The 18,047-nt window shown below is 49.6% G+C and carries 20 protein-coding genes and 1 other RNA gene; 8 read left to right on the top strand and 13 right to left on the bottom strand.

Translation table 11 applies throughout. The features are described 5' to 3' along the window. Window positions 1-52: 52 nt before the first annotated feature. From yfaE to nrdA, 3 genes are all read right to left on the bottom strand, one after another. The gene (yfaE, locus tag J7439_RS13825) at window positions 53-337 is read right to left on the bottom strand and encodes a class I ribonucleotide reductase maintenance protein YfaE (RefSeq protein WP_209202517.1); all 285 of its coding nucleotides are present in this window, start codon (window positions 335-337) and stop codon (window positions 53-55) included. Between the two features lie 91 nt (window positions 338-428). Next, window positions 429-1,559 carry a class Ia ribonucleoside-diphosphate reductase subunit beta gene (nrdB, locus tag J7439_RS13820; protein ID WP_209202515.1) on the bottom strand — a complete coding sequence of 377 codons (1,131 nt, stop codon included), beginning with the start codon at window positions 1,557-1,559 and terminating at the stop codon, window positions 429-431. 76 nt (window positions 1,560-1,635) lie between these two features. Next, window positions 1,636-3,906 (bottom strand): class 1a ribonucleoside-diphosphate reductase subunit alpha, encoded by a 2,271-nt coding sequence (gene nrdA / locus J7439_RS13815; protein ID WP_209202513.1) that lies wholly within the window; start codon window positions 3,904-3,906, stop codon window positions 1,636-1,638. A gap of 812 nt (window positions 3,907-4,718) precedes the next feature. Between nrdA and J7439_RS13810 the strand changes: the two genes are divergently transcribed. Both J7439_RS13810 and J7439_RS13805 read left to right on the top strand, forming a co-directional pair. Continuing rightward, window positions 4,719-5,435, top strand: coding sequence for a winged helix-turn-helix domain-containing protein (locus tag J7439_RS13810; protein WP_101747830.1), 717 nt, complete (start codon window positions 4,719-4,721; stop codon window positions 5,433-5,435). Between the two features lie 28 nt (window positions 5,436-5,463). Beyond that, a complete protein-coding gene (locus J7439_RS13805; protein ID WP_209202511.1) occupies window positions 5,464-7,050 on the top strand; it encodes an ATP-binding protein in 1,587 nt (528 codons plus the stop codon). 4 nt (window positions 7,051-7,054) lie between these two features. Here the strand turns inward: J7439_RS13805 and J7439_RS13800 are convergent, their stop codons facing one another. Continuing rightward, window positions 7,055-9,082, bottom strand: a complete 2,028-nt coding sequence (locus J7439_RS13800; RefSeq protein WP_209202509.1) for a MutS-related protein — start codon at window positions 9,080-9,082, stop codon at window positions 7,055-7,057. A 229-nt stretch (window positions 9,083-9,311) separates the two neighbouring features. On the opposite strand from J7439_RS13800, the gene J7439_RS13795 reads away from it, so the two are divergent. Further along, entirely contained in the window at window positions 9,312-9,707 is a 396-nt protein-coding gene (locus J7439_RS13795; RefSeq protein ID WP_209202507.1) for an acyl-CoA thioesterase, read from the top strand. A gap of 42 nt (window positions 9,708-9,749) precedes the next feature. On the opposite strand, the gene J7439_RS13790 is transcribed toward J7439_RS13795, so the two are convergent. After that, window positions 9,750-10,343, bottom strand: coding sequence for an HvfX family Cu-binding RiPP maturation protein (locus J7439_RS13790; protein WP_209202504.1), 594 nt, complete (start codon window positions 10,341-10,343; stop codon window positions 9,750-9,752). 102 nt (window positions 10,344-10,445) lie between these two features. Between J7439_RS13790 and J7439_RS13785 the strand changes: the two genes are divergently transcribed. After that, the gene (locus tag J7439_RS13785) at window positions 10,446-11,042 is read left to right on the top strand and encodes an RNA polymerase sigma factor (RefSeq protein ID WP_209202502.1); all 597 of its coding nucleotides are present in this window, start codon (window positions 10,446-10,448) and stop codon (window positions 11,040-11,042) included. Continuing rightward, entirely contained in the window at window positions 11,036-11,269 is a 234-nt protein-coding gene (locus J7439_RS13780; RefSeq protein ID WP_101747824.1) for an anti-sigma factor family protein, read from the top strand. Before J7439_RS13785 ends, J7439_RS13780 begins: the two co-directional genes overlap by 7 nt. Window positions 11,270-11,316: 47 nt before the next feature. On the opposite strand, the gene J7439_RS13775 is transcribed toward J7439_RS13780, so the two are convergent. The 5 genes from J7439_RS13775 to J7439_RS13755 form a co-directional block, all read right to left on the bottom strand. Continuing rightward, complete coding sequence (locus J7439_RS13775) at window positions 11,317-12,072, bottom strand: HvfC family RiPP maturation protein (protein ID WP_209202500.1); 756 nt, start codon at window positions 12,070-12,072, stop codon at window positions 11,317-11,319. Beyond that, window positions 12,065-12,916 carry an HvfB family MNIO-type RiPP peptide maturase gene (locus J7439_RS13770; RefSeq protein ID WP_209202498.1) on the bottom strand — a complete coding sequence of 284 codons (852 nt, stop codon included), beginning with the start codon at window positions 12,914-12,916 and terminating at the stop codon, window positions 12,065-12,067. The genes J7439_RS13775 and J7439_RS13770 overlap by 8 nt, the downstream gene beginning before the upstream one ends. Next, window positions 12,916-13,266 carry an HvfA family oxazolone/thioamide-modified RiPP metallophore gene (locus tag J7439_RS13765; protein WP_209202496.1) on the bottom strand — a complete coding sequence of 117 codons (351 nt, stop codon included), beginning with the start codon at window positions 13,264-13,266 and terminating at the stop codon, window positions 12,916-12,918. The genes J7439_RS13770 and J7439_RS13765 overlap by 1 nt, the downstream gene beginning before the upstream one ends. 140 nt (window positions 13,267-13,406) lie before the next feature. Continuing rightward, the gene (locus J7439_RS13760) at window positions 13,407-14,465 is read right to left on the bottom strand and encodes an aldose epimerase family protein (protein ID WP_209202494.1); all 1,059 of its coding nucleotides are present in this window, start codon (window positions 14,463-14,465) and stop codon (window positions 13,407-13,409) included. A 216-nt stretch (window positions 14,466-14,681) separates the two neighbouring features. After that, window positions 14,682-14,834, bottom strand: coding sequence for a hypothetical protein (locus J7439_RS13755; protein ID WP_209202492.1), 153 nt, complete (start codon window positions 14,832-14,834; stop codon window positions 14,682-14,684). A gap of 55 nt (window positions 14,835-14,889) precedes the next feature. Between J7439_RS13755 and ssrA the strand changes: the two genes are divergently transcribed. Both ssrA and J7439_RS13745 read left to right on the top strand, forming a co-directional pair. Then, window positions 14,890-15,274: a transfer-messenger RNA gene (ssrA, locus tag J7439_RS13750) on the top strand. 164 nt (window positions 15,275-15,438) lie between these two features. After that, entirely contained in the window at window positions 15,439-15,636 is a 198-nt protein-coding gene (locus tag J7439_RS13745; RefSeq protein WP_209202490.1) for a type II toxin-antitoxin system VapB family antitoxin, read from the top strand. A 126-nt stretch (window positions 15,637-15,762) separates the two neighbouring features. Here the strand turns inward: J7439_RS13745 and J7439_RS13740 are convergent, their stop codons facing one another. Beyond that, entirely contained in the window at window positions 15,763-16,146 is a 384-nt protein-coding gene (locus J7439_RS13740; RefSeq protein WP_209202488.1) for a hypothetical protein, read from the bottom strand. A 50-nt stretch (window positions 16,147-16,196) separates the two neighbouring features. Further along, window positions 16,197-16,403, bottom strand: a complete 207-nt coding sequence (locus tag J7439_RS13735; protein ID WP_209202486.1) for a hypothetical protein — start codon at window positions 16,401-16,403, stop codon at window positions 16,197-16,199. A 207-nt stretch (window positions 16,404-16,610) separates the two neighbouring features. Between J7439_RS13735 and J7439_RS13730 the strand changes: the two genes are divergently transcribed. Beyond that, window positions 16,611-17,402: a hypothetical protein gene (locus J7439_RS13730; protein ID WP_209202484.1), complete on the top strand. Its 792-nt coding sequence runs from the start codon at window positions 16,611-16,613 to the stop codon at window positions 17,400-17,402. Between the two features lie 137 nt (window positions 17,403-17,539). Here J7439_RS13730 and J7439_RS13725 read toward each other — a convergent pair whose 3' ends face one another. After that, window positions 17,540-17,827 (bottom strand): hypothetical protein, encoded by a 288-nt coding sequence (locus J7439_RS13725; protein WP_209202482.1) that lies wholly within the window; start codon window positions 17,825-17,827, stop codon window positions 17,540-17,542. Window positions 17,828-18,047: the final 220 nt, after the last annotated feature.

Genomic DNA, 18,047 nt, shown 5'->3' with positions numbered 1-18,047 from the left:
CGGGGGGATAAATCAAAGCGCCTGATCCGCTGATGAGAGTGGAATAACAGGCTTACAAGTTGTGTTTCTTCATTTTGCACCCGCCCGGGATTTCAATGGTGACGTCACTGTTCAGCTGGCAGCAGCAGGTCAGTATTTTTCCTTCCGGAATAAAGGCGATGGGTTCGGTGGTATAGGTGACTTCACCCGCTACAAGGGTGACCTGGCAGCTGCCACAAAACCCCTCACGGCATTGATACTCCATGTCGACGTTTTCCTGCTCAAGGGCTTCCAGAAGCGTCAGCTCTTTGCGGGGAATAAAGCTGAAGCCTTCAAGAATCTTGACAATATGAGCCATGGTGTTTCGCCTGTATCAGCCAGGCCTGAAACAGGCCTGGCTATGGGACGTTGGGTATTGAAACTGCTTACACTGTTTTTTAATGCAGGAATTATAACGAAAAGTTACTGAAATCTTCGGACTGCACTTCGCTGTCTATTTGCCCAACCAGGTAGGAGCTGACCTCCACCTCCTGAGGGGCAACCTGAACGTTGTCGCTGTTAAGCCAGCTGTTCATCCAGGGCAGAGGGTTCTGTTTGATGGCAAACGCCGGTTCAAAGCCGACGGCAACCATCCGCTGGTTGGTGATGTATTCAACGTACTGGCCAAGAATGTCCCGGTTCAGGCCAATCATGGAGCCATCACGGAACAGGTAGTCTGCCCAGTCTTTTTCCTGTTCTGCCGCATCGATAAAGATCTGTCTGGCCTGGTCTTTCAGCTCACGGGCAATCACTGCCATTTCCGGATCATCTTTGCCATCGGCCAGCAGTTGCAGGATATGCTGGGTGCCGGTCAGGTGGAGGGCTTCATCGCGGGCGATCAATTTGATGATTTTGGCATTGCCTTCCATTGTGGAGCGCTCGGCAAAGGCAAAGCTGCAGGCAAAACTGACGTAAAAACGGATCGCTTCCAGCACGTTCACAGACACCACGGTGAGGTAGAGCTTGCGCTTCAGGTCGGTAATGCTGATGTTGATTTCTTCGCCATTAACGGTGTGTTTACCTTCACCCAGCTGATGGTAAAGGCTGACACCTTCGATCAGGGCGTCATAGTAGCGGGTGATATCCCGGGCGCGTTTGGTAATCGCCTCATTGGTCACGATATCGTCAAAGATACGGGCCGGTTCGGTGACGATATTGCGGATAATATGGGTATAGGAACGGGAGTGGATGGTCTCACTGAAGGCCCAGGTTTCGATCCAGGTTTCCAGTTCTGGTAGGGAGACAATGGGCAGCAGGGCAACGTTCGGTGAGCGGCCCTGCACCGAGTCCAGAAGGGTCTGGTATTTCAGGTTGCTGAGAAAGATGTGCCTTTCATGATCGGGAAGCGCAGCAAAGTCACGGCGATCGGTTGAGAGGTCCACCTCCTCAGGGCGCCAGAAAAAGGAGAGCTGCTTCTCAATCAGCTTCTCAAAGATCGGGTACTTCTGGACATCATAACGGGATACATTGACATTACGGCCAAAGAACATGGGCTCCTGGGTAGCATTGAAGTGTTCCCGGTTAAATGTGGTGTATGTCATTGTTCGATTTGCCCCAATTCAGTGGTTTCCGCGCATGGTTTTCTGGCAATGGTTCTGACAAGAGATGGGATGTTCATCAGATTTTGCAGGCCCCCCCTGCGCAGTCATCATCCATATCATTCTGAGCGTCAGCGGCACCATCACGGGTATTGTGGTAATACAGTGTTTTTACGCCCAGTTTGTAAGCGGTCAGCAGGTCTTTCAGCAGCAGCTTCATCGGTACTTTGCCGCCTTCAAAAAGGCCCGGATCATAGTTGGTGTTGGCTGAGATCGTCTGGTCGACAAATTTCTGCATGATGGCAACCAGCTGAAGGTAGCCATCGTTGTTCGGGATGTTCCAGAGCAGTTCATAACGATCCTTAAGCTCGACGAAATCAGGAACAACCTGCTTAAGAATGCCATCTTTGCTGGCCTTAACGCTGACAAAGCCCCTGGGCGGCTCAATACCGTTGGTGGCGTTGCTGATCTGGGATGATGTCTCGGATGGCATCAGGGCGGTCAGTGTTGAGTTGCGCAGGCCGAACGACTTGATCTCCTCACGCAAACTTTCCCAGTCAAGATGAAGGGACTCTTCACAAACCGTATCGAGGTCACGTTTGTAGGTGTCGATAGGTAAGATACCTTTGGCATACGTGGTCTCATTGAATTTGGAGCAGGTGCCTTTCTCTCTGGCCAGCTTGTTTGACGCTTTCAACAGGTAGTATTGAATGGCCTCAAAGGTGCGGTGGGTCAGGCCATTGGCGGAGCCATCCGAATACCGGACATGGTTTTTGGCCAGGTAGTTGGCGAAGTTAATCACCCCGACACCCAGGGGACGCCGTCCCATGGTCGAGTTATAAGCTGCAGGAACCGGGTAGTCCTGGTAGTCCAGCAGGCTGTCGAGGGCACGCACAATCAGTTCCGACAACTCTTCCAGTTCTGCCAGATCCTTCAGGGTTCCCAGGTTGAATGCGGCCAGGGTGCACAGGGCAATCTCGCCCTCTTCGTCATGGATATGATCCAGGGGTTTGGTGGGCAGGGCAATTTCCAGGCACAGGTTACTCTGGCGAACCGGGGCCACTGCCGGGTCAAATGGGCTGTGGGTATTGCAGTGATCGACGTTTTGCAGGTAGATCCGCCCGGTACTGGCCCGCTCGGAGGCAAACAGTGAAAAGAGTTCAATCGCCTTCAACGTGGTCTTACGGATGCTGCTGTCCTGCTCATATTGCTTATAGAGCCTTTCAAACGCTTCCTGGTCAGCAAAGAACGCATCATACAGTCCCGGCACATCGCTGGGTGAAAAGAGGGTGATATCACCGCCTTCGATCAGGCGCTGATACATGAGCTTGTTAAACTGCACGCCATAGTCCAGGTGGCGAACGCGGTTATCATCAACCCCCCGGTTGTTTTTCAGAACCAGCAGGTTTTCAACTTCCAGATGCCAGATCGGGTAGAATAGGGTCGCTGCGCCACCGCGAACGCCCCCTTGAGAGCACGATTTTACGGCTGTCTGGAAGTGCTTGTAGAACGGGATACAGCCGGTATGGAAGGCTTCTCCTCCACGGATCGGGCTGCCCAGGGCGCGAATATTACCGGCGTTGATACCAATCCCCGCCCGCTGGCTGACGTATTTAACGATAGCGCTGGACGTGGCATTAATGGAGTCCAGTGAGTCCCCGCATTCAATCAGCACACAAGAGCTGAACTGGCGGGTAGGTGTCCGTACCCCGGACATGATCGGGGTGGGCAGAGAGAGTCTGAAGGTGGACACCGCATGGTAGAAACGCTCAATGAAATCCAGGCGAGTCTCTTTCGGGTATTGTGCAAACAGGCAGGCACCAATGAGCATGTAAAGAATCTGGGGGCTCTCGTAGTACTCGCCGGTTACCCGGTTCTGCACCAGGTATTTGCCCTCAAGTTGCTTGACCGCCGCATAGCTGAAGTTCATATCCCGGCTGTGATCAATAAAGCGTTCCATCTGATTAAATTCAGCCTCACTGTAGTCCGTCAGGAGGTGCTGGTCATACTTCTTCATCTCCACCAGATTGACCACATGGCTATACAGTTCGGGCGGTTCAAACTGCCCGTAGGCCTTTTTCCTGAGGTGGAAGATGGCCAGACGGGCAGCCAGATACTGATAGTCCGGAGCCTGGGCTGAAATCAGGTCGGCAGCGGATTTGATCAGTGTTTCATGGATATCCGTGGTCTTGATGCCATCGTAGAACTGTATGTGAGACTTAAGTTCAACTTCAGAAACGGAGACGTTGTCCAGGCCCTCGGCTGCCCAGATAATCACTTTATGGATCTTCTCAAGATCCAGTTGTTCCTTGTCTCCGTCACGCTTGGTGACCAGGATATTTTTATTCATTCAGCCCTTACCTGTGTATTCAATGAACACGCTTGATATAGCGCGGCTATCAATGACCTTGCAGCACGCTTCATGGCCAGGCCAGCAGACAGTATTTACTGCGCGTGCTTTCCATCACTGTCTCATCGCCAGCCACTGTGCACTGCAGTGGCTGTGAGACTATGAGTCTGTCCGGGATATACCTGATGAGTCAGATCCCCGCCTCTGCGAGACAGGCTGTGGCGGCGGAACCGCGAGGCCGCGCAGCTGACAATCTGTATAAGCATTCTTCCCTGATTACCGTCCGCTCTTCCGTTATGTGCTGCTGCCAACAGTAAATCCGCTGTTTGGCTGGACTGTTGCCTGAGGCATTTCCGGTATGCCGGGTTGCTCAGGCGACAATGTGTTACTCAGCAGCGAGGGGTACCATATATAGTGTAGCGGCCGTTTATCTACACAAGATAATGCGCAGTCGGGAGAAATTCAAGCCGATAAAACCGGGGGAGTGCTGTGGATAAGATGTGGATTTCTTTCGGTGTTGGTGCCCGCTAACTCCCGGGTAACTTTTTCAGACAGAGCGAGAAATTTGCAAGCTCAAGATGGGATTTTGTCAAAATAAAAAAAAATTCTGAGTCCGGTTCGGAGAAAAAATCATGAATACTTTGGCTTCCGGACGTTGATTCAGAAATGTTTGGGCCTGCTCCGGTTCTGGGGAGGACGTTCGATCGTCGGTAGTGTAACATCTACGGCCCATAAACCATTAGATTGCCAGTGAAGTGCCGGTTTTTTGCCGCTTTCAATATTTCGTCTCTTAACCCCCGGGGTGTAAAACAATGGCTTTGGATAATGCAGAAACGGGTCGCATCCTGATTGTTGAGGATGATGAGCGTTTGGCAACCCTGACCCGTGAGTATCTTGAAAATAATGGCCTTCAGGTGTCGGTGGAAGGTGATGGTGGTAAGGCCGTTGAGCGTATTTTGAGTGAGCGCCCCGATCTGGTGGTACTGGATCTGATGCTGCCGGGGGAAGATGGGGTGTCCATCTGTCGCCGGGTGCGAGGCCAGTATCATGGTCAGATACTGATGCTGACCGCCCGCACCGATGACCTTGATGAAGTGCTGGGGCTGGAAATGGGCGCGGATGATTATGTTGCCAAACCGGTTCGCCCAAGAGTACTGCTTGCCCGTATAAGAGCCCTGTTGAGAAGGGGCACGGCACCGGTAGAAGACGAGCCGGAAGTGCAGAATAGCCTTCGCTTTGGCGCGCTGGTCGTTGATAACTCTATGCGTGAGGCCTGGCTGGATGACCAGAGCGTTGACCTCACCAGCGCTGAGTTTGATCTGCTCTGGCTGCTCTGTTCGAATGCTGGCCGGGTGTTGAGCCGGGAAGAGATCTTTGCCCAGTTGCGCGGGATTGAATACGACGGTCAGGACCGTTCCATCGATGTCAGGGTGTCACGCATTCGCCCCAAAATTGGTGACGACCCGATGCACCCTCGTCTGATCAAGACGGTGCGCAGTAAAGGGTATCTTTTTGTGAAGAGCATGTGACAAATGAGTAAGTTGCTGGCATAGCGTCATGAGCAGTATATTTCTTCGTATCTATGGCGGGCTGCTGTTTTCCCTGGTTCTGGTCTCAGTGCTTTCTGGTATCGTTGTCACTATTGTCAATGGTGTTCGATTGGCCGAGTACCGGGAGGATATTGCCCGAGGGACCTTCCGTCTCGTCTCTGAAGTACTGGCAGACATGCCAGAAGAGCAGCGACATAAGTGGCTGGGAGAGTGGGGACATAAACTGTCGATTCCTTTTTCCATGTTGCCGTTGGAGCGATCCGACTTCACACCTAAAGAGATTGAGCAGCTCTCTTTAGGGGGGATTGATGTTCAGATGCTGACGGAAAAGGCTGCGGTTATTACCGCCTTAATTGATGACCGGTGGTTGTTGCAGGGACGGGTGGCGGAGATATCAGAACAAATGGCGAGTGGTACCATTGTTTTTCTCAGACACTTGCTCAGCCATTACTCTGCGGATGAGCGCGTGACGGTATTGGCTCAGCGATCCGGAGAATCGCTGAGCTTTCCTGTGTCCATTGTCCACTCCGCTGCGTCGTTAACGCCCCTGCAAAACACCCAGTTGCAGCAGGGCAGTATTGTGACTGTGTTGAACATCCGAGATGAATCGCTCCAGCTCTATGCCCAGATGAAGGACAGTGATCAGATACTCCATCTTGGTCCATTGAAATTACTGAACCCTTATCCTTTTAAACTGATCCTGACCCTGGGGCTGTTCGTCTTGATCTCTCTGAGCCTTGCCATCTATATCCTGGTCAGGGGAATGGAGAAGCGGCTGCGAAAACTGGAAAGGGCGGCGACACGCTTTAGCCGGGGAGACTTTGAGGTACGGGTTAATGTTGGCGGGGCGGATTCCATTGGTCGTCTTGCCATGGCATTTAATGCCATGGCCGACCATATTCAACGCCTGCTGAGTCTGCAAAAAGAGATGATTCGTGGCGTGTCCCATGAATTAAGAACCCCCGTAGCAAGGTTGCGTTTTGGCCTGGATCTGATTGCCGATGCCAGAACACAGGAAGCGCGGGAGGCCCAGTTGGAGGGCATGGACCAGGATATCCAGGAACTGGATCATCTGGTGGATGAGTTTCTGACCTATGCCAACCTGGAACAGGGAACCCCGACCCTCCGATTGAAGCGTCATGATGTTGATAAAGTAGTGGCCCAGGTGGTTGGTGAGCATCTCAGATTACAGAACCGGGTTGAGATAGAGCATATTCCCTGCAATGTGTTAAACCCGAGGCGGTTTGTCGAAATTGACCGTCGCTATATTCATCGGGCGATACAGAACCTGGTAGGCAATGCCTGTCGCTATGCGGACAGTAAAGTTCAGGTGCGTTTTTCATCCACCCAGGATACTTGTCGTATTGATGTGGATGATGACGGGGCCGGGATTCCGGAAGAACAGTGGGAACGGGTGTTTTCTGCTTTTTCCCGACTGGACGACAGCAGAACGCGTAAGTCAGGAGGCTATGGCCTGGGGCTCTCAATCGTCCGGCGGATTATGTACTGGCATGGGGGACGGGCGCTGGTCAGTCACAGTCCCCTGGGAGGAGCCCGGTTCAGTCTGGTCTGGCCCAGAAAGCAGAGGCATTAAATGGTCAGGGTGGCGCTTTCCAGGGAATATCAGGCAGGTCTTGAAAAATATCAGGCAAGTCCTCCCGGATGCCTTCCTCTTTGAGAATATGGAAGGCAACGTTCTGGGTTGAGAAGCCGGGTTTCAGGACATAATCATAGAGCAGGCGGCCTTCACTGTTGATCTCAGCGCTGACATGAAGATTTTGAAACCTGTCCGGGAACTGATCAGCCAGTGAGGTCAGCCGGGTATAGTGGGTAGAAGAAATGCTGATCGTCCCGGGTAAATCGCCAATCGATTTTATATAGGCGAGTGCACCGATCTCCCCTTCTTTTGGGCTGGTATTGCTGAAAATTTCATCCAGAAAGGCAATGCTGAACTGGCCCGCCTCCAGAGCGCGCAATTTCTGTAACAGCGTGATTGCCCGCTTTGATTCTGCGCTGAAACTGGAAACGCCAGTAATCATTTCCGGTTCAATGACCTTATGGGTATGAATAAAGGAAAATGGTGTCAGTTTAAAGGATGCCGCCGGGGATATACCCAGTGTCTGCGCCATAATGACGTTAAGGGCAGCAGCAACCATGGCATTGGATTTTCCCGCTGCATTCGGCCCGGTAATAATGATATTGGCCGGTGGTACGAAGTGGCTGGCGGCAAGGTCACTGGAAACCGCAATGGCAGGGGGGAGCAGAGGGTTCCAGAAGCCCTGAAGCTCAATACCCGGTTGCGCTGATACTTGATATTGTGCAAAGCACAATGGGTTCGTTTCCCGGTAAGAAGATGACCTCAGCAGCTTGGCAACGGTCAGCCAGGCATCAATCTCACCGGTGGCCTGCATAATCCTGATCAGTGGGATGTGGTTTCGGCGCAGCAGCATCAGGCTTCTTTTATAACGTCCCATGTTGGTTGCCAGATAGGCCAGTGTGTCGGGTGTTTTCTCCGGCGCATCGTGTAACAGTGTGGCTATTTCCTGAATCTGGGTGGAGTTTCGAAATTTCAGGAAGCCGCTGTAATGGTCCAGAATATCCTCAAGGGCAGGGTGATGCCGGGCCAGTTGCTTAAGTTCTCTGGCACTGGCCAGTGCCCTTCCGGGTCTGCGGCTGCGCTCCATGACAAACGTGTAAGCGGCCCGATTATCCTGAAAGAGCCAGTATGATTGATAAATGGCGATCATTTGCAGTACCGCAAAGCTGCCGAAGGTAAAAATTTTGACCGGTGGTGGAAGCCCCTGAAAGTGATCGTGCATTTCAGAAATGACCAGATTCATATTGGCTGGCAGGTTGATGGCTGAATTGAGAAGCCCATGAATAATCCCGTATTGTGAGTCAAACTTGCCAAGCAGCGTGGACCCGATCAGGCCAATAGGCACATTCAATGCGCTCATAACACTAATGATGTCGTTTAATCGGCGGGCAATCTCTTCATAGGAGGCATCGGAGGTGAGCCCCGGGATGTAGGTCTGGTAATCAATCTCATCAAAATGTGGGCTGTTCACAGCATCAGAAGGGTCGAGCAGGGCAATGAGTCCATCTTCATCTGCGGCATAACGGATCAGTTGCTCCTCTATCTGAAAGATGACTTTGGGGTGATCCAACAAGTATTGAAGTGCGTTTTGGCGTTTTTCAAGAACCTTTATATCCGTAATGGGGGATATCAGCAGGTTGGCCAACATGATTTCACCAGCGACCGTCATCGGAGAGCCTAAATTGCTGAGCAGGCTATGTCCGGGGTTTTGTAGGGTGCCACTGAGAATATGCAGGTCTTTAACGGCATGATGGGTCATTATCTCGTTGCCCGTTTTATGAGTACGGGAAAAGTTTTGCAAAAGAATGCTGCGTCTTTCTCCCGGGGACAGAAGAATTTCAGGTAACTCCTGTTTCTGGTTACGCGAGTTTATGGCGTTTTTGTATTTATCTGCGGAGTGGATTTTTGCTAATTGATCATGTATCAGCTGATAAGTGTTGGTGATCTCCATGCCTCCGTCAGCATTAAGACTTGCGGTAATGGTTGTGATTAACAGGAATATTAAATAATCGGTGGCTCTTGATTTCATTGGGTGTTTTCGATGGACAGTTTTTATTTTTTAACATTTCATGTTGCACATCAGAGGCCTTTGGGTAAGCAGGGTTAGAATCCCGGTTTTTTTAGGCCAATGAGCGGATTTATTGTCAATTGAGCAACCAATATCCCCGTAAGCTTGTGTAAAAATAGATGAGAAGCCATAGTCTCGCCATACACTGATGATCTGATCCATTTCAAGCTATTGATCGAGAGAGTACAGCATGCCATTCCGTCTGGAGATGAAGGTTCGCGACTATGAGTGCGACCTGCAGGGAATCGTCAACAACAGTGTCTACTTCAATTATCTGGAGCATGCACGGCATGAGTTTCTGCACGCCAACGATATCGACTTTGCCAGGCTGGCCGCAGAGAAAATTCATCTGGTGGTGTTGAGAAGTGAGATGGACTACAAAATGTCGCTGGTACCCGGGGATAAATTTTATGTAGAAGTAGAGCCCGTGCGACTTTCCAAACTGAAATTTGGTTTTAAACAGAAAATCTTCCGTAAACGGGATAACAAGCTGGCCATCGATGCGCTGGTTATTGGTACATCAGTGAACGCTAAAGGACGGCCTTTCCTTTCAGAAGACATTGACCGGGTATTTCCACTGGCATGACAAATGATAAAAACGTCAGCACTTGTCTGACGTTTCTGATCGCTATCTGTTCAGCAGTTTCCTTCCGGCAAAATAATCCAGACTGACATAACGTCCGGCTCCCTGGAAAACAAGCACCAGCAACATCACCAGGTAGGTGGCAGCAAACTCAATGCCATTGTTCAGAATCACCGGCTTGCCAAACTCGGTAATATAGTGGTAGCGGCCGGGATGGTTTGACTTCAGCCAGCCCAGAAACCCATTCAGTCTTTGGGTTGCTTCAGCGGCGTGTTCATTCGCAGCAAAGCTGCCAGGATCAGCAATGGCCTGCCAGCCATGGGGCCAGTGCACCGCGAAAATAGCCACCAGCATGGTGATGATCAGTGGGACTGAAATCAACCGGATGCCCAGACCGGCCAACAGTAGTACAGCGCCGATAATCTCTGTCCAGGTCGCCAGTGCTGCCATCAGCCAGGGGAAGGGGAGGGCCAGTCCATGCTCAAACCACATCACAATATCGTCAAAATGCGCCAGTTTGTTGGTGCCGGCAATCCAGAAGATGGGGGCAAGGTACAGGCGCAGGGCCAGCAACGGAAGTCCATCAGCGTGATGGAGGTAACCTGCTGTTTTTTGGTAGAGTGACAGGAGCTTATTCATGGTTGATTCCCAGGATGTTCTTATTGAGTTAATCACTCAACGTTTCAGCCGTGGGATTGTTACAGTGTGCAGGTTATTTTTTCATTCCGGGTTTGTAACGATATGGACGATGAAGCGTTAATAATAAAACAGGCACAAAATGGTGATCAGCAGGCGTTTACAGTGCTGGTGAAGCATTACTATCGCTTGATGCGCTTTGTTGCCCTGCCGATTGTGGGCGAAAGTGATGCCGATGAGATTGTCCAGGAAGCCTGGTTGACGGTGCATCAGAAACTGCCTCAATGGCAGCCCCGGGGCAGTTTCAAGGGATGGTTGCTGACCATTACCGCCAATGAAGCCCGTTCCCGCTATCGTCGGCAGAAGCGTGAACTGCTGTCCGATGCTCCGGAAGAAGTGCCGTTGGCCCATCGTTTTAAAGAGGATGGCCATTGGCAGACACCACCTTCCAACTGGCACATCAATGGGCCGGGCGCGCTATTGGATAAGCGGGAACTGATGGACTGCCTGAACCACAAGATCACCATGTTGCCGGAGAAGCAGCGTCTGGTGTTTGGCTTGAAAGATCTCAGCCAGATGTCACTGGATGATATTTCCGGTTTTATCGGTGAGTCCGCAGCCAATGTCAGGGTTCTGCTGCACCGGGCGCGGGCAACGCTGTATTCCGGTATTGAACAGTTTCAGGAGACAGGCCGATGTTGAAATGTCGGGATATCGAGCAAATGGCGGGTCAGCTTCAGGATGACGAGCTAAACTGGCGACAGCGTCTGAGTATGCGAATGCATTTGATCATGTGCCACCATTGCCGACGTTTTCTCAAACAGTTTGCCGCCATTAAAAAGCTGGCAGAGCACTCTGTCAGTGAACCGGCGTCTGATGATGAAGTGAAGTCGGTAATGGATAAAATTAACGGTTCACCCAAGGGGTAGAGTGCCCCTGGGTTTTTTAGTCATAACTGTCGAATATTATTCCTGGTTTAAAGCCTTCCTACAATCAAACCCAGTTGATAAAAACTCATCAATGCCTGTTGAGCATAAGGCTTAACCCGGGTTCGCTCGGCCGTCGTCAGGTGTTGCAATGTCTGCTTGATAAGCCGCTCCTGGTTCACTGGCTGATCCAGGGTGGAGGCAGTTTGAAAAAGCTGCCAGGCCAGTGCATCCACCGCCAGAAACCGTGTTTCATTTTCCTGACGGTAAACAATCAGCAGGGTTGGTTGTTCGGAAGCAGCCTGAGGTTGAAAGTCACGGCTGATGGTATGGACAGGGTATTGGTAGGCGGCAGCCACAGCATTAACCGACCATATCAGTGCATCTTCACAGTCTGAAAAAACTTCGATTGCTGTTGCGGGTGGTTCGTCCTGTTCATTGCCCAGCAACAGGGTTTCCAGCCATTCATAGTGGGCCAGCTCCCGGAGGAACGGTGGCAGAGTGTGCGACTTATCAGTCACTGGATTGGTATTAAGCCAGGCCAGAAACTCCCCGGAGATATCAATAAAGTAGGGGGAGCTGGCAGGGTGATCGGCAATAAAGCGATCCACCAGATGATTGAACGCCTCCACCGGCAATAACTTTTTCAGCACAGGGAAGCCCTGGCTGACAAAGTTAGAAATATTGTTTCGGATCAGCCGGGGGTAAACGGCAAAGCGTTCCGGCTTTATCTGATCAAATGGATTATCTGTCTGATGACGTATAGCCTCGGTAAACTGCTGCTGAACAGTCTGAAAATCATCCACAGGCATACTCCTTCTGCTGATGCATCACAGAGTGCTGAATCCGGTGTATTGAATCGAGCTCTTCAACCAGCTTATCCAATGGCGGAATATTAAAGTCCCGCTCCAGCAGCGTTGGGAAAACGCCATGGTATTGGTAAGCTTTGCCAAGCAGCTGCCAGACATCATCGCGAACCGGTGCGCCATGACTGTCGATAATAAGGTCCGGCTGCTCAACATAATGACCGGCAATATGACCGTAGCTGATACGTTCAGTGGGTAGCTGCCTCAGAAACGAATCCGCGTCATAACCATGATTGACGCTGTTGACAAAAATATTGTTGATATCCAGCAGCAGCTCACAATCCGCCAGTTCCAGAACCCGATGAATAAACTCAATTTCCGGCATCTGCTGCCCGGGAGCACAGTAGTAAGAGACGTTCTCCACCGCAACGGGCTCACCCAGAAAGTCCTGGGTCTGTTTTATCCGGTCCGCCACGTAATGTGCAGCCGCTTTGGTAAAGGGAATAGGCATCAGGTCATAGAGATGTCCCTGGTCAGAGCAGTAACTCAGGTGTTCTGTGTAACGAACTACCTGATGCGTCTGAAGAAATGTCCTGATATCGTGCAGCAGATTCATATCCAGCGGTGTCGGACCACCCAGTGACAGGGAGAGTCCGTGGCAGACCAGCGGTGTCTGATCGAGAATCTGCTCCAGCAGCTGGCGTCTCTGTTTCGGTGCTTTAATCCAGTTTTCCGGAGCAACCTCCAGAAACTGAACGGAGGATGGCACCTCTCTGGCCAGGCTCTGAAGATGCTCCCGGCGCAGGCCAAGGCCTGCACCGCTGAGTGAAGGAACAGGCTTCATCAGGCAGCTCCGCACTTGCCTTCGCCGCATTTGCCTTCTTCATCCTTGCTGGCTGATTCGCCGCACTTACCTTCACCGCATTTGCCTTCGTCTGCTTTCATGGCGCTGTCGCCACCGCATTTGCCCTCGCCACACTTCCCTTCGTCCGCTTTGGCCGATGCCGACGATGCACCACATTTGCCTTCACCGCATTTGCCCTCATCCACCCGTTTTTCGGCCAGCACAATACCCTCGTAGCCCTGGTTCAAGGAGCTGATGGAGCCGGTCATATCGGCGCTGACGGTGACGGATGCAGCGGAAACCAGGGTGGCAGCAACCAGGTTGGTCAGTTTGTTGGTTTTTGTTGTCATGGTGACTCTCCTGTCGTTTTTTAACCGACCGCAAAGTGCGGACTTATCAATACAACGGGAAAGTTGGTGGGATGTTACAGATTCGTTGAAAAAAAGTGGAAAAATAATTTCAGGCCGGTGGTTCCGGCCTGAAACGGCGCTTATAAAAGGCCAAATCGGAAAATGGTTTTTTCCTGATAGGTTTCACCGGGATTCAGCCGGGTTGAAGGAAACTCCGGCCTGTTGGGGGAGTCCGGAAAATGCTGGGTCTCCAGACAGAAACCTGCCCGCATACCATATTGGTTGCCACCCCGTGCAGGCTCACCTGCCAGATAGTTGCCGGTATAGAACTGCACTCCCGGCTGAGTGGTAAGCACTTCCAGAGTACGACCACTGTCTGGTTCTTCTACCCGGGCGACAGGTGTCAGAGAGCGACCATTTCCCCTCTCCGTCCAGATAACCCAGTTATGATCGTATCCCCTGGCCTGATTCAGCTGAACAAAGTCCCGGGTAATATCCTGACCAATAGGCTTCATGGTGGTGAAATCCATGGGGGTGTTCATGACCGACTCAATCTCACCATAGGGAATGGACGTTTCATCCGTTGGGGTGAACTGGCTGGAGTGAATCTGCAGCCGGTGGCTGAGGCAGTCGTCACTGCCATTAAGGTTAAAATAAGTGTGGTTGGTCAGATTAACCACGGTGGGGGCGTCCGTCGTTGCCCGATACTCAATAGCCAGCTCATTCTGGTTATTCAGGGTGTAGATCACGTTGACACTCAGTTTGCCGGGGTAACCCTCTTCACCATCTTCTGAGTCATAGTCAAGGGACAGTGTGCATATATCATCTCTGGTATAAGACTCTGCCCGCCACAGGTGATGATCAAAACCAACCTTGCCACCATGCAGGTGATTCGGTGCATTGTTGCAGGCCAGTTGAAACGGTTCACCCTCAAGTTCAAATTCTCCCCTGGCGATACGGTTGGCATAACGGCCAACAATGGCACCAAAATAAGCACTGGACCGCTCGTAATCCGCCACCGAATCACAGCCCAGGGTGACTTCGCCCATATTACCTGCTTTATCCGGAACACGAATGCTCTGAATAATACCGCCCATGGTCAGGATGGTGACTTCCATGCCTTGCTGGTTACAGAGCCGGAAGGCATACACCGGTTTACCGGAGCGAGTGGCTCCAAACACTTCCTGAAAAATCTTCATAAATACGCCATTGCCCTGGAAAACAAATCGCCAACTTTCATAGTCCAACTTTACATAGAAAGTGGTGTGAGGTCTGAGGAGTGTTCACATGGCAAATTGTGAACATCTCTGGCAGGTAAAGAAAAATTAACGCAGTCAGCTGTATCACCAAAGATAGCTATAGTATCCAAAGTTTGTAGATCAATTCACTGATGGACGTCATGCCCGTGGGTATTTTTAGCACATTTTGTAACCGCTGACCGTCTGCCAGGGCCAGTGCTGCTGATCAATGACCACCCCATCGGGCAGGGGAGCTGCGATAATGGCCCGGGCTGTTGCACCGCCGGATCGTATTGGTACGTCATGGCGTGAACAGCGTAATATAACCACTAATGATCTCCAGCCATTGCGACTTCTGCCTCTATGCTCTATAACTATTAAGTCTGGGGGCGATTCGGATTCGACGACGGTATTGAACCCTGAGGTGCATGCCGAGGGCGTAGTGGTTCTCGTTAATCAAAACACTACAAACCTATTAGTTGCCAATGATAGCAGCTACGAAGTTGCAGCTCTCGCTGCTTAATCGTACTTAACACTACGAAGCTTCCAGTCTAACCGGCTCGTCTGCTGGCTGGTATTCAGACTGTCATCGTAAGCGGGCTCGCCACGATCAGCAGGTCTCTGGCTGACGGGTTAAAACTTGTGAGAATCGCACTGAAGAACCCCGACCACTGGGTCGCTACGGTGTAAAAACTAAAGGTGGATCTAAGCATGTAGAGCCAAAGGCTGAGAGCTGGCGGACGCGGGTTCAAGTCCCGCCGCCTCCACCACCATATATAAACCTCGTAGGTTATTGATCTGCGGGGTTTTTTTATGGCTGGGCAGAAGGTAGGTTTGTCTAATCGTCCAGAAAGTGTCCAACCGGATTTTTTTGGAGTGAGTCGGATTGGCTCAATACACACAAATAGAAATAATTTATACACACAGGTGATTCATGAGAACCAATATTGTTATTGATGATGAACTGATGCAGGAAGCGTTAAATGCCAGCGGACTGACGACCAGGAAAGAAGCGGTAGAGGTGGGGCTGAAAGCGCTGATACAGCTGAAAAAACAGGAAAAATTCAGAGCGTATCGTGGCAAGCTGAACTGGGAAGGCGATCTGGATGAGATGAGAATCGACAAATGCTGATGGTGGATTCATCGGTCTGGATTGACTATTTCAATGGCATGAAGCTGCCAGACAGAAAGTGCTTGGTATTCAGCGCCAGAGCCGACCACAGCGACAACCCCTATGGCATTGGGGATATTGAGACCATTACTGAGACAATTGTCGAATTGCAGCATCATAAAATCTGCATGCCCTTTCGTGTAAATATTTGCCAATTTCGTACATTTTGTACGGGCCAACACTGGCACCAAAAACAACTAAAGACAATACAAGTGATTGTTCATCAATTATTGAATCATCTTGCTTGAGTTCCAGATACTTAAGGTATGCTTCGGGAGTCGTACGCTTGGCAAAATAATTCTCGGCGGGCGTACTGTAAATAGCATTGACCTGATTGCAAATAGCGACGGTTACCACTCCAGTACACACTGAGAAGATGCCTTTTTTAATCAAGTCTGCTGTTGATATTGGCGATAATTCAGGAGGCATATGCAGATTGGCTGAAATTGCAGAATTGTTGATAGGTCCCATGGTATGACCTCGATTGAAATGACAAATTATTGATCTTGTTATATGAGTGATCAGGCAAAGTAGTTGCATGTCCTGTTGTATATGGATTTGGCTATGGACGTACCAAGGTTATACAGATCATTCAGGCCACCACTGGCAGAAAATATGACTATCGGGATTAACACATCCTGGGCAGTAATGCCAAAATCGTTGAGTTTAATGTATTTAAGACGTTGACCATGAGGCAGGTTATCGAAAGCAAAATTCCTGGCAGGCAATTCATGCTTCCGGCGAATTTCATCACAGGCAAAGGCGGTAACAAATCCAGCTTGAACTGAGAGATTGGCTTTTAATCCAATCTTCCCCAACTGTGAAAATATTGAGAGAGGCTCCGGATTCCGTGATGGTATAGCTGGCACGGAATTGTTGGGAGAAGAGAACGTTAGCATTTATAAACCTCTAATCGAATCTAGGACTAAAACTATATGAACCCAAGTTTAAACCAAATAATTCAAAAACAAAGGGTTAATTCAACAACTTTTTTATCAAGAACTGAAAAAGAAACAGTAACCCCTACTTCTTATATTTCAGATTTAAATACTTTACTTAATGAAAAGTTACGTGGTGGAAAATTACTGGCAAAAATGCTTGTTAATTCTTCGACCCATGTGGATTTTGTCAGATTAGAGCAGGAGTTTGTTCAGCTTACCTCGGAAGATAAGGTCGTGAAGTGCGCTGCGACCTCACTTTTGGCTCCTTGCCCAAAACAAAAACTTTATCGAAACATTGGTTTTCTCATTGATGCAGACAAAGCGAAACTTCATGTCATTGCTGACAGTGATGTTGGTTCAATACCTGTTGATAGTCAGGGTCATTTCCTGCAATGGGATTGTACAAAAAAAGCCTACAAAAACATATCTATTCGGAGAGGTAAAATTATTAATCCGGGCTGTGCTGGTAGCTTTGCTTTGAGTTGTAATATCGAAAATAAAAAACTATTTCAAACCACCAGGCAACTAAAAGATTATATGGTAGAAAATGCTCATTTAATTGAAAACAGGTTTAATCACAATGAAGTTGTTTGCGAATACGCTACTGAGTCAGTAATGGCTATATTAATTACCTTTAATCGACATGACAAACTTTATGATGAAAAAAGTCAAATAATTCACGATGGGTTAGAATTTAGAAAAAAAACGGAGCAGATATTAGGCTTGAAATTTCCAATAGTCATATTTGATTGCGAAAGAGGCACTATCTGTCAACAGGAGGCATAACGCGTGGTTCAATTGCGGTGCAGACCATATATGACACCAGTTTTTGGAATTTGAGGTGTTGAGAGACAGCGGTATCACTGGCAGTGGGCTGTCCCAGTTTATGAAAGTGGTGCAGGCACTTTAAAGTGCCTTACTTACTATTCATGCTCAAGAATATGAGAGATGTGGTTTGATAGTGGAGTGTTATCATGAACTGTCTTTATTAGATTCTCTACTTCCTGAAAAGTCCTCCCCGAATAAATGGCATCAACTCTTAAACCAGATGGATCTCCTTTAAATAAAACGTTGTTGGGATTATTTGGATCTTCTACAATCGTACAGGCTTTACGAGGCGCAATAAGAAATACATGCCCATTTTCAAATAACCCTGTATACAAAGTGTATAATTCATCACTGTATTTAAGGGTTGCGTTACTCGGACTCATAATTGCATAGAGATTTTTTATATCTACTCGCTTTGGCTCATAAATAAGACCTGAGCGGTGGTCATATTCATAACGTTTATAAGAATGTTCAAAGGGTGCTCTCTCTGAATAATTGAAATAAAAGTGCATTAATTCCACGACTATTATGAAGGCACTTTTCGTAATGGTTATTTATCATGCCTGCTTCTGTTATTTCCAGCCAGCCCAAAAGTATCGTCTT

This window comes from Salinisphaera sp. G21_0 (assembly GCF_017744115.1).
GTDB lineage: Bacteria > Pseudomonadota > Gammaproteobacteria > Pseudomonadales > Endozoicomonadaceae > Endozoicomonas.
The sequence above is the reverse complement of the archived record's forward strand: the minus strand, read 5'-3'. Positions and strand labels throughout refer to the sequence as shown.

Excerpts from the sequence above, each read along its gene's own strand:
- yfaE (WP_209202517.1), bottom strand. The coding sequence starts at position 337 with ATGGCTCATATTGTCAAGATTCTTGAAGGCTTCAGCTTTATTCCCCGC.
- nrdB (WP_209202515.1), bottom strand. The coding sequence starts at position 1,559 with ATGACATACACCACATTTAACCGGGAACACTTCAATGCTACCCAGGAG.
- nrdA (WP_209202513.1), bottom strand. The coding sequence starts at position 3,906 with ATGAATAAAAATATCCTGGTCACCAAGCGTGACGGAGACAAGGAACAA.
- J7439_RS13810 (WP_101747830.1), top strand. The coding sequence starts at position 4,719 with ATGGCTTTGGATAATGCAGAAACGGGTCGCATCCTGATTGTTGAGGAT.
- J7439_RS13805 (WP_209202511.1), top strand. The coding sequence starts at position 5,464 with ATGAGCAGTATATTTCTTCGTATCTATGGCGGGCTGCTGTTTTCCCTG.
- J7439_RS13800 (WP_209202509.1), bottom strand. The coding sequence starts at position 9,082 with ATGAAATCAAGAGCCACCGATTATTTAATATTCCTGTTAATCACAACC.
- J7439_RS13795 (WP_209202507.1), top strand. The coding sequence starts at position 9,312 with ATGCCATTCCGTCTGGAGATGAAGGTTCGCGACTATGAGTGCGACCTG.
- J7439_RS13790 (WP_209202504.1), bottom strand. The coding sequence starts at position 10,343 with ATGAATAAGCTCCTGTCACTCTACCAAAAAACAGCAGGTTACCTCCAT.
- J7439_RS13785 (WP_209202502.1), top strand. The coding sequence starts at position 10,446 with ATGGACGATGAAGCGTTAATAATAAAACAGGCACAAAATGGTGATCAG.
- J7439_RS13780 (WP_101747824.1), top strand. The coding sequence starts at position 11,036 with ATGTTGAAATGTCGGGATATCGAGCAAATGGCGGGTCAGCTTCAGGAT.
- J7439_RS13770 (WP_209202498.1), bottom strand. The coding sequence starts at position 12,916 with ATGAAGCCTGTTCCTTCACTCAGCGGTGCAGGCCTTGGCCTGCGCCGG.
- J7439_RS13765 (WP_209202496.1), bottom strand. The coding sequence starts at position 13,266 with ATGACAACAAAAACCAACAAACTGACCAACCTGGTTGCTGCCACCCTG.
- J7439_RS13760 (WP_209202494.1), bottom strand. The coding sequence starts at position 14,465 with ATGAAGATTTTTCAGGAAGTGTTTGGAGCCACTCGCTCCGGTAAACCG.
- J7439_RS13745 (WP_209202490.1), top strand. The coding sequence starts at position 15,439 with ATGAGAACCAATATTGTTATTGATGATGAACTGATGCAGGAAGCGTTA.
- J7439_RS13740 (WP_209202488.1), bottom strand. The coding sequence starts at position 16,146 with ATGGGACCTATCAACAATTCTGCAATTTCAGCCAATCTGCATATGCCT.
- J7439_RS13730 (WP_209202484.1), top strand. The coding sequence starts at position 16,611 with ATGAACCCAAGTTTAAACCAAATAATTCAAAAACAAAGGGTTAATTCA.
- J7439_RS13725 (WP_209202482.1), bottom strand. The coding sequence starts at position 17,827 with ATGAGTCCGAGTAACGCAACCCTTAAATACAGTGATGAATTATACACT.